The sequence below is a fragment of the Bradyrhizobium sp. SUTN9-2 genome, assembly GCF_003122645.1.
Taxonomy (GTDB): domain Bacteria; phylum Pseudomonadota; class Alphaproteobacteria; order Rhizobiales; family Xanthobacteraceae; genus Bradyrhizobium; species Bradyrhizobium yuanmingense.
The window spans coordinates 541,352-550,312 of the sequence record NZ_LAXE01000001.1; the positions used below are offsets into that span (position 1 = coordinate 541,352).

Sequence of the window (8,961 nt, forward strand, 5' to 3'; positions counted from 1 at the left end):
CTCCATTCCCTCCCCCCACAAGGGGGAAGGGAGCGCAGTGTGCCTGTGGCTGTCGGATGCGTTCCCAGAAGCTGGAAGCCTCTCATGACCGCCCTCACCGCCCTCATCCGCCGGGACATCAGGATCGCGCTTCGCGTCGGCGGCGGGGCGCTGATCGGGGTGCTGTTCTTCCTGACCGTGGTGGTGCTGATGCCGTTCGCGGTCGGACCGGATCTGGCACTGCTGTCGCGGCTCGGACCTGCGGTCCTCTGGCTCGGCGCCCTCCTGGCCAGCCTGCTGACCCTCGACCGGCTGTTCATGGCCGACCATGAGGACGGCTCGCTCGACCTGATCACGATGAGCCGGACGCCGCTGGAACTCGCCTGCGCCGCCAAGGCGCTGGCGCATTGGCTCGCCGCCGGCCTGCCGCTGATTGTCGCAACCCCCGTGCTCGGCCTGTTGCTCAACCTCGACATGATCGCCACGGCCGCGGTGGCGCTGACGCTGCTGGCGGGCACTCCGGCGCTGACCTTCACCGGCATGATCGGCGCGGCGCTGGCGGTGACGCTGCATCGCGGCGGGCTGTTGATGGCGGTGCTGGTGCTGCCGCTGTCGATTCCCGTGCTGATTTTCGGCGTTGCGGCCTCGCAGGCGGTGATCGTCGGTCCCATGACCTTCGGCGCGCCGTTCTCGATCCTGTGCGCACTGTCGCTGGTCAGCCTCGTGATCGGCCCGTTCGCGGCCGCAGCAAGCCTGCGGCATGGCCTCGACTGAGATGGGCTCGACGACCTTGACCCGGATCAACTTTCGCGACGGGCTTTCGTGCTGATTGCCTGAGCGGCCCCCGGTGATTATCAGGATACCATGACGCTGATCGACCTCGCCAACCCCACGCGGTTCCTCGCGCTGACAGCGCGGGTGTTGCCGTGGCTGGCGGCCGCGACAATCATCCTGCTCACGATCGGTCTCTATCAAGCTGCGCTCGCGCCCGACGACTATCAGCAGGGCGCGACCGTCAAGATCATGTTCATCCACGTGCCCAATGCCTGGCTGTCGATGTTCGTGTGGGGCGTGATGAGCATCGCATCGTTGGGCACGCTGGTGTGGCGGCATCCGCTCGCCGACGTCGCCGCCAAGGCCGCAGCTCCGATCGGCGCCGCCTTCACCTTCCTCGCGCTGCTCACGGGCTCGCTCTGGGGCCGGCCGATGTGGGGCACCTATTGGGAGTGGGACGCGCGGCTGACCTCGGTGCTGATCCTGTTCCTGATGTATCTCGGCCTGATGGCGCTGTGGCGCGCCGTCGACGATCCCTCGCGTGCGGCGCGCGCCGCCGCGGTGCTGACCCTGGTCGGCGCGATCAACCTGCCGATCATCAAGTTCTCGGTCGATTGGTGGAACACGCTGCACCAGCCCGCCTCGGTGATGCGCATGGGCGGCTCGGCGCTGGACAAGTCGTTCCTGATTCCGCTGCTGGTGATGGCGGTCGCCTTCACGCTGCTGTTCGTCACGCTGCACCTGGCCGCGATGCGCAACGAGATTTTGCGCCGCCGTGTCCGCTCGCTGCAGATGATGCAGGCCAGCCGGATCGCGTTTTCGAGCGACATGGCCGCCGGTTCGCGTGAAGACAACGCGTCCAAAGAAGCTGGGGCTGCATGACGATGTCGCTCGGTCCTTATGCCTCTTTCATCGTGGCGTCTTACGCAGCTGTCGCCCTCGTGGTCGCGATCCTGATCGGCTGGGTCATGCTCGATTATCGCAGCCAGACGCAGCGCCTGCGCGAGCTGGAGCAGCGCGGCATCACCCGCCGGTCGGGCCGCAGCGCGACGGAGCTGCGATGAGCGATCAGCCTGCTTCCGCTCCGCCACAGCGCCGCGCCTTCCTGGTGATGCTGCCGCTGATCGTCTTCATCGGCCTCGCGCTTTTGTTCTGGTTCCGGCTCGGCAGCGGCGATCCCTCGCGGATTCCCTCGGCGCTGATCGGCCGGCCCGCACCGCAAACCGTGCTGCCGCCGCTCCAGGGATTGCAAGAGAATGGCACGCAGGTGCCGGGACTCGATCCGGCTGCGTTCAAGGGCAAGGTCAGCCTCGTCAACGTCTGGGCGTCCTGGTGCGTGCCCTGCCATGACGAAGCGCCGCTTTTGACCGAAATGGCAAAAGACAAGCGCTTCCAGCTGGTCGGCATCAACTACAAGGACGCCGCCGACAATGCGCGGCGCTTCCTCGGCCGCTACGGCAACCCGTTCGGCCACGTCGGCGTCGACGCCAACGGCCGCGCCTCGATCGAATGGGGCGTCTATGGCGTGCCGGAGACCTTCGTCGTCGGGCGCGAGGGCACCATCGTCTACAAGCTGGTCGGGCCGATCACGCCGCAAAATCTCAAGGCCGTGCTGATGCCGGAGCTGGAGAAGGCGCTGAAGGCAGGAAGCTGATGCCGCGCTCGTACCACACGCTCAACTGTCATCGCCCGACTTGATCGGGCGATCCAGTATTCCAGAGACGCCAGTCGTATACGGAGAAGCTGCGGCGTACTGGATGCCCCGGTCAAGCCGGGGCATGACAGCGGTATGTGGAGCGACGCTTCGCCTGTCCTTCGCCTATCCCTTGCTCACATCCCCCGCCTCGGCCTCGCTTCTCTCCAGCGAGACCGGCGCGAGATGATAGCGCTTGGTCAGCGGCATCTGGGCGATGGCGAAGATCATCGTGATCGGAGTGACGCCGAACACCTTGAAGTTCACCCAGAAATCCGTGCTCTGGGTGCGCCAGACGATCTCGTTCAGCACCGCCATTCCGGCGAAGAACAGCGCCCAGCGCAAGGTGAGGATGCGCCAGCCCTGCGGCGTCAGGTTGAACACCTGGTCGAACATCACGGCGATGAAGGAGCGGCCGAACAACAGGCCGCCGCCGAGGATCGCGGCGAACAGGCCGTAGATGATGGTCGGCTTGACCTTGATGAAGGTCTCGTCGTGCAGCACCAGGGTCAGCGTGCCGAACACCAGCACGATCACCCCCGTGACGATCGCCATGATCGGGATGTGACGCGTCACGATGTAAGAGGCGGCCATCGCGACCGCGATGGCCACCATGAAGGCGCCGGTCGCCGCGAACAGATTGAACTTCGCATTGACGAAGAAGAACACGAGCAGCGGACCGAGCTCGGTCGCGAGCTTGAACAGCGGATGCGGCTGGGTCTTGTCCATTCTCTCTTCCGTATCTCCCATCCTTCGAGACGACCGCTTCGCGGTCTCCTCAGGATGAGGACCTCATGTGTGGCACGACCTCATCCTGAGGAGCCGCGCAAGCGGCGTCCCGAAGGATGACGCTATTCGATTCCGGCGATGGCGCGGGCGAAGTCGCGCGCGGTGAAGGGCGCGAGATCGTCGACGCCTTCGCCGACGCCGATGAAGTGCACCGGCAGCTTGAACTTCTCCGCGAGCGCCACCAGGATGCCGCCGCGCGCGGTGCCGTCGAGCTTGGTCATGACGAGGCCGGTGACCCCGGCGGTGCGATGGAAGGCCTCGACCTGCGACAGCGCATTCTGGCCGACGGTCGCATCCAGCACCAGCAGCACGGCATGCGGCGCAGTGTCATCCACCTTGCGGATCACGCGCACGACCTTCTCGAGCTCGTTCATCAGCTCGGCCTTGTTCTGCAAGCGGCCCGCGGTGTCGATCAGCAGCACGTCGACATTCTGCTCCTTCGCCGCGGTGAGCGCGTTGAAGGCGAGGCTTGCGGAATCCGAGCCCTGCGCGCCCGCGATGACGGGCGTCTTCGTCCGCTCGCCCCAGACCTTGAGCTGCTCGATGGCGGCGGCGCGAAACGTGTCGCCGGCGGCCAGCATCACCTTGCGGCCTTCGGAGGCGAATTTCTGCGACAGCTTGCCGATCGTGGTGGTCTTGCCGGAACCGTTGACGCCGACCACGAGAATGACGAACGGCTTTTTTGCCGCATCGATCACGAGCGGCTTTGCCACCGGCGACAGCACCTTCTCGACCTCGGTGGCGACGACGTCCTTGACCTCGTCCGCCGAGATCGCCTTGTCGTAGCGGCCGGTGCCGACGGCATCGGCAATGCGCACCGCGACTGACGTGCCGAGGTCGGCGCGCAGCAGCACGTCCTCGATGTCGTCGAGCATGGCGCGGTCGAGCTTGCGCTTGGTGACGAGGTCGGCGACCGCGGTCCCGAGCGAGGACGAGGTGCGCTTCAGCCCGTTGGACAGGCGGCGCCACCAGCTCAGCTTGGGGGTCTCGGAGGTGGTATCGTTCATGGTGGCGTGTTAGCCGTTCCGGCCCGTAAACGAAAGCCTTGACCGAAAGTCCTGCGATTGCTCGATGTTCCCCAATTGACGGCCGATGAGATCTTAGGCCGCGTGCTCCATCGCGACGGCCTGATGCTGGTCATCGACAAGCCGGCCGGCCTGCCGGTGCATCGCGGCCCCAAGGGTGGCCCCAATCTGGAGGATTCCTTCGACGCGCTGCGTTTCGGCCTGCCGCGACCGCCGGTGCTGGCCCACCGGCTGGACAAGGACACCTCGGGCTGCCTCGTGCTCGGCCGCCACCGCAAGGCGACGGCATCGCTGGGCCTTTTGTTCAAGCACGGCAAGATCGGCAAAACCTACTGGACCGTGGTCGAAGGCGGCCCTGCCGAGGACGAAGGCACCATCGACATGCCGCTCGGCCGGCTCAATGCCGAACGCGGCTGGTGGCAGAAGCCGGATCCGGAAGGGCAGAAGGCGATCACGAACTGGAAGGTGATGGGCCGGGGCGACGGTTTCACCTGGCTTGCCATGGAACCGGTGACCGGCCGGACCCATCAATTGCGGGTGCATGCGGCCGCGAGCGGCTGGCCGATCTTCGGCGATAACATTTACGGCAACGGTCCGCGCTTCGGCGAGCCGCGCCTGCACCTGCATTCGCGCGAGATCGTGGTGCCGATCTCCCGGAACAAGGAGCCGGTCCGCGTGGTGGCGCCGGCCCCGCCGCATATGCACGAGAAGCTCCGGGCCTGCGGGTGGAAGGGGGAGTAGCCTCTTAGACCCTCATGGTGAGGAGGCGCGTCAGCGCCGTCTCGAACCATAGAGGCCCCGCAGGCGCATCGCGGTCGTATCCATCCTTCGAGCCGCCCGCTTCGCGGGCTCCTCGGGATGAGGAGCGGTGGTCGGTCGAGAAGCGGCTGTGCTCGGCTACCGTGCCATGGTTTACGAAACCTTCAGCGCTCGCCTCTAATGATAACGGTTGCTTAGAACAAGCTTCCGTAACCGCTCAGGACGAGCCGCGCGCGATGACCAATTCCGGGCTATCGATCATCGACGAGGTCGAATCCGCACTGCGGATCGGCTCGCCGGAAAAGGGCCTGGCGACGGCCCGGCGCGTCACCGAGCTGTTCCTCTCCTCCGCCGGCAATTTCGGCGACGAGCAGATCGCGCTGTTCGACGACGTGCTCGAGCGCCTGATCGGCACCATCGAGCTGCGCGCCATCGCCGATGTGGCAGCGCGCGTGGCGCTGGCCGAGATCAGCGCGCAGCTGGCGCCGATCGCGCAGGCGCCGCTGTCGGTGATCCGCCGCCTCGCCAACAATGACGAGATCCGCATCGCCGGCCCCGTGCTGCAGGAATCCGCGCGCCTCGACGACGGCGAGCTGGTGAAGATCGCATCAGCTAAGGGCGAGCCGCATCTGCTCGCGGTCGCCGGCCGCTGGTGGCTGAAGGAGATCGTCACCGACGCGCTGCTGGCGCGCCGTTATCCCAGCGTCAGCCGGCGGCTCGCCGCCAATCCCGGCGCGCGCGTGTCCGCAAAGGGATTTGCCATCATCGTCGGCCAGGCCGAAAGAGACCCGGAGCTCGCAGTCAGTGTCGGCGTCCGCGTCGACTTGCCCTCGGAGCTGCGCCGCCAATTGCTGCGCTCGGCGACCGACGCCGTGCGCACCCGCCTGTTGTCGCGCGCCCCGCCGCATCTGTTCGAGGAAATCCAGAGCGCGATCGCCGCCGTCGCCATCGGCGCCGAACGCGAAATGTCGGCGGTGCGCGATTTCGAAGGTGCCAAGCGCGCCATCGCTGGCCTCAAGGCCACCGGCCAGCTCAACGAGGCGACGCTGCTCGGCTTCGCCAGACAACGCCGCTATGAGGAGACGGTGGCGGCGCTGGCGGCATTATCAGGGTCGACGGTCGAGGTGATCCGTCCGCTGATGCAGAGTCTGCGCGAGGACGGCCTGCTGGTGCCGTGCAGGGCCGCACAGCTCGGCTGGGAAACGGCCATGGCCGTGCTCGAATGCCGTTTCGCGACCGGCGCGATGAAGCCGGCCGACGTCGCGCGGGCGCAGGGGCATTTTGCGAGGATGACGGCGGAGAATGCCAAGCGGACGTTGCGGTTCTGGCAGGTGCGGGCGTCGTAGTTTTCCTCTCCCCTTATGGGAAAGGGCAAAGAGCAGCTGCTTACGTCTTCAGTCGCTCGCCATCGCTGCCGGCTATCTTCAGCGACACCACACTCCCAACCCGCTCGCCCGCAATCGCCACCGGCAGATAATGCTCCGTGCGGCCCTGCCCCCCGCTCTCGATCAGCACATCGCGCGTTGCGCCGATCTCGGCTTGCAGGCGCTGCCGCAACGCTGCTTCACCGGCCGCACGCAGCCGTCGCGCACGCTCCTTGATCAGGCCTCCCGCCACCTGCGGCATCCGCGCGGCGGGCGTGCCGGGCCGCGGCGAATAAGGGAAGACGTGCAGGAAGGTCAGGCCGCATTGGTCCACGAGACCCAGCGAGCGCGAGAACATGTCCTCGGTCTCGGTCGGGAAGCCCGCGATGATGTCGGCGCCGAAGACGACATCGGGGCGCAGGCGGCGCACCTGCTCGCAGAAGCCAATCGCATCCTGCCGCGAATGCCGCCGCTTCATGCGCTTCAGGATCATGTCGTCGCCCGACTGCAGCGACAGGTGCAGGTGCGGCATCAGGCGCGAATCGTCGGCGATGGCATCGAGCAGGTCGTCATCGGCCTCGATCGAATCGATCGAGGAGATGCGCAGGCGCTTGAGCTCGGGCACATGGCGCAGGATCTGCTTGGTCAGCAGGCCGAGCTTGGGCGCGCCGGGCAGGTCCGCACCGTAGCTCGTGAGATCGACGCCGGTCAGCACGATCTCGGCATGGCCGCGCTCGACCAGGGTGCGCACCTGATCGACCACCGCGCCCATCGGCACCGAGCGCGAATTGCCGCGGCCGAACGGGATGATGCAGAAGGTGCAGCGATGATCGCAGCCGTTCTGCACCTGCACGAAGACGCGCGGCAGGCCGCTCGCATAGCCATCGACGAGGTGCGGCGCCATCTCCTTCACCGCCATGATGTCGCCGACGGCGATCTTCTCGCTGGCGCCAAGATCGAAAGCGTGGCGCGTCTCCCGCCACGCTTCGCCGCGCATCTTGTCGTCATTGCCGACGACGCGATCGACCTCGGCCATGCCCGCAAACATCGCAGCCTGCGTCTGCGCCGCGCAGCCGGTGACGACGATGCGCGCCTCGGGGCGCTCGCGCTTCAGCTTGCGGATCGATTGGCGCGCCTGCGCCACCGCCTCGTTGGTGACGGCGCAGCTGTTGATGACTATGGTGTCGGAAAGCCCTGCGACTTCCGCCTTGCTGCGGATCACCTCGGCCTCGAAGGCGTTGAGGCGGCAGCCGAAGGTGACGATGTCGACGGCCATCAGGCGACCGGCGCGAACAGCGCCGGATCGAAGCTGCCCTCATATTCGAAGGTCGCGGTGCCCGTCATCAGCACGTGGTCGTCGCGCTCGCGCCATTCGATGCCGAGCTTGCCGCCGGGCAATGTGATCTCGACCTTGCGCTCGGCGCGCTTCAGCCGCGCGGCGGCGACCGCCGTGGCGCAGGCCGCCGACCCGCACGCCTTGGTCAGGCCGGCACCGCGCTCCCAGGTGCGGATCGTGATGTGCTCGCGATCGACGATATGGGCCAGCGTGATGTTGGCGCGCTCGGGAAAGATCGGATGGTTTTCCAAGAGCGGACCGAAGCGGCCGAGATCGTAGGCGTTGACGTCGTCGACCCAGAACACCGCGTGCGGATTGCCCATGCTCACCACTGAGGGCGAATGCAGAATGGGATTGTCGATCGGCCCGATCTGCAATTCGATGTAGCGGGTGTCGCGAAACTCTTCCGCCAGCGGAATGTCCTGCCAGCCGAACTTCGGCGCGCCCATATCCACTGTGTAGAGGTCGGGCGCCGGACCCTGCCAGGCATTGAGCAGGCCGGCGGCCGTCTCGAAGGTCGCGGTGGTCTGCCCGGTCTTCTCGAAGATGCGGCGCACGACGCAGCGCATGCCGTTGCCGCAGGCACCGGCCTCCGAGCCGTCGTTGTTGTAGATGCTGATGAAGGCCTCGGTGCCGTCGAGCCGCGGCCTCTGCAGCACCATGAGCTGGTCGTAAGCCACGCCGCCGTTCGCGGACGCGACGGCGCGGGCATCGTCCGGCGTGACCTTGGCCGCCGAATCGCGCAAGTCGACAACGACGATCTCGTTGCCGATGCCGTTCATCTTGGCAAATGCGTGGTTGGCCAGCGCGCTCATGAAAATTCCCGAATTTCGCCTGCCTTATATGGCGATCCTCGGCCGCTTGGCCAGTGATATGCCACCCGGGTCGGGACATCGGGCAAGGTGCCTGCCATGACGCATCTGTCATGGGACGAATTCGGCGCTCGCGTGTTAGAACGGCGCGGTTCGCGCGAACCGGGACGCGCGGACGGGTTAAGGCCTTGGTGGGTAAGGCCTTGATGAATTGAGGCCCCGACGAAGCGGGCCTCGGGGAGAATAAAATGAACACTTTTCGTCGCCTCGCTTTGGCCGCGCTGATCCCGGCTGCGGCCTTGTCGCATGGGCTGTCAGGCGCTCTGGCGCAGACCGCGAGCCCGGCGCCGGCCGCATCGGCAAGTCCCTCGCCGGCCCCGATGGCTTCGCCCGCCCCGGCTGCAAGTGCCTCGCCCGCCCCCGCTGCCAC

At 66.6% G+C, this 8,961-nt stretch carries 10 protein-coding genes and 1 pseudogene; 7 read left to right on the plus strand and 4 right to left on the minus strand.

The window, feature by feature from the left end:
* Positions 1 to 84 precede the first annotated feature (84 nt).
* The 4 genes from ccmB (at position 85) to XF30_RS02520 (ending at position 2,407) form a co-directional block, all read left to right on the plus strand.
* Complete coding sequence (gene ccmB, locus XF30_RS02505; RefSeq protein WP_109141827.1) at positions 85 to 753, plus strand: heme exporter protein CcmB; 669 nt, start codon at positions 85 to 87, stop codon at positions 751 to 753.
* Positions 754 to 843: 90 nt separating this feature from the next.
* Complete coding sequence (locus tag XF30_RS02510) at positions 844 to 1,635, plus strand: heme ABC transporter permease (protein WP_109141828.1); 792 nt, start codon at positions 844 to 846, stop codon at positions 1,633 to 1,635.
* A complete protein-coding gene (gene ccmD, locus XF30_RS02515) occupies positions 1,632 to 1,817 on the plus strand; it encodes a heme exporter protein CcmD (protein ID WP_109141829.1) in 186 nt (61 codons plus the stop codon). The genes XF30_RS02510 and ccmD overlap by 4 nt, the downstream gene beginning before the upstream one ends.
* Entirely contained in the window at positions 1,814 to 2,407 is a 594-nt protein-coding gene (locus XF30_RS02520) for a DsbE family thiol:disulfide interchange protein (protein ID WP_109141830.1), read from the plus strand. The genes ccmD and XF30_RS02520 overlap by 4 nt, the downstream gene beginning before the upstream one ends.
* A 165-nt stretch (positions 2,408 to 2,572) precedes the next feature.
* Here XF30_RS02520 and XF30_RS02525 read toward each other — a convergent pair whose 3' ends face one another.
* Together XF30_RS02525 and ftsY are read right to left on the minus strand one after the other, a co-directional pair.
* The gene (locus XF30_RS02525) at positions 2,573 to 3,175 is read right to left on the minus strand and encodes a septation protein A (protein WP_036008846.1); all 603 of its coding nucleotides are present in this window, start codon (positions 3,173 to 3,175) and stop codon (positions 2,573 to 2,575) included.
* A 122-nt stretch (positions 3,176 to 3,297) separates the two neighbouring features.
* The gene (gene ftsY / locus XF30_RS02530; protein WP_036008849.1) at positions 3,298 to 4,242 is read right to left on the minus strand and encodes a signal recognition particle-docking protein FtsY; all 945 of its coding nucleotides are present in this window, start codon (positions 4,240 to 4,242) and stop codon (positions 3,298 to 3,300) included.
* Between the two features lie 57 nt (positions 4,243 to 4,299).
* On the opposite strand from ftsY, the gene XF30_RS02535 reads away from it, so the two are divergent.
* Positions 4,300 to 5,001: an RluA family pseudouridine synthase gene (locus XF30_RS02535; RefSeq protein ID WP_192893016.1), complete on the plus strand. Its 702-nt coding sequence runs from the start codon at positions 4,300 to 4,302 to the stop codon at positions 4,999 to 5,001.
* A gap of 254 nt (positions 5,002 to 5,255) precedes the next feature.
* Positions 5,256 to 6,365: a DUF2336 domain-containing protein gene (locus tag XF30_RS02540; RefSeq protein WP_109141831.1), complete on the plus strand. Its 1,110-nt coding sequence runs from the start codon at positions 5,256 to 5,258 to the stop codon at positions 6,363 to 6,365.
* Between the two features lie 40 nt (positions 6,366 to 6,405).
* On the opposite strand, the gene mtaB is transcribed toward XF30_RS02540, so the two are convergent.
* Positions 6,406 to 7,659, minus strand: coding sequence for a tRNA (N(6)-L-threonylcarbamoyladenosine(37)-C(2))-methylthiotransferase MtaB (mtaB, locus tag XF30_RS02545; protein WP_109141832.1), 1,254 nt, complete (start codon positions 7,657 to 7,659; stop codon positions 6,406 to 6,408).
* Positions 7,659 to 8,534, minus strand: coding sequence for a diaminopimelate epimerase (gene dapF, locus XF30_RS02550; protein WP_109141833.1), 876 nt, complete (start codon positions 8,532 to 8,534; stop codon positions 7,659 to 7,661). The genes mtaB and dapF overlap by 1 nt, the downstream gene beginning before the upstream one ends.
* A 245-nt stretch (positions 8,535 to 8,779) precedes the next feature.
* Between dapF and XF30_RS38835 the strand changes: the two are divergent.
* Positions 8,780 to 8,961 (plus strand): annotated as a pseudogene (locus XF30_RS38835) (GyrI-like domain-containing protein); the annotation flags it as partial.